Source organism: Vibrio sp. 03_296, assembly GCF_002265885.1.
The window spans coordinates 1-610 of record NZ_NPKW01000495.1 but is presented as its reverse complement, the minus strand read 5'-3'; the positions used below and the strand labels follow the sequence as shown (position 1 = coordinate 610).

1 pseudogene is annotated in these 610 nt (G+C 48.5%); it reads right to left on the bottom strand.

Annotated features, from left to right (window positions below):
* Window positions 1-143: 143 nt before the first annotated feature.
* Window positions 144-610 (bottom strand): annotated as a pseudogene (locus tag CIK04_RS25670) (aromatic amino acid lyase); the annotation flags it as partial.

Here is a 610-nt window from a genome sequence, read left to right as displayed (position 1 = left end):
CCATCATCACTTCGTCTTGCTTCTTCAAAAAATCGGAAAGTAATTACCGTGATAGATGACCCCATAGGGTCGGCACTCTTGGAAACGAGGTAACTAAGGTTACCTCAGCTTCTAGCGGATAAAGTACGTCTGTCATAGACCTCTTAATACAGTGACCAATGACGTTGTTGAATGTGAGTGATGAACTGGCGCAGATCTTTTTCCAATGGGTCGATCTTCAGTGACAAATTCAAACTCATCGAGTACCGAGCTGCAGATGGCTTTCAGACGATCGCTCATGTGGTTTTCGTCCAGTTCACCAACGACGGCGGCGAATTTCGATCCCTTGTGTTGCAGCAAGTAGAGACGCGGCCGCCACCTGTTCAGTCAGTTCCAATACTCGCAAACAATCGCGGGCAGCGATAGTCCCCATGCTCACTTTATCTTGGTTGTGACACTCGGTTGAACGCGAGAATACGCTGGCAGGCATGGTGTGCTTGAGCGCTTCTGCGGTCCAAGCAGAAATGCCAATTTGCGCCGTACTTTAAACCATGGTTGATGGGCTTGCGTTCCCCTTCGGCGCCGCTCAAGTTAATGGTAAGCCATTGTTGAACTTATAATCCATCAATTG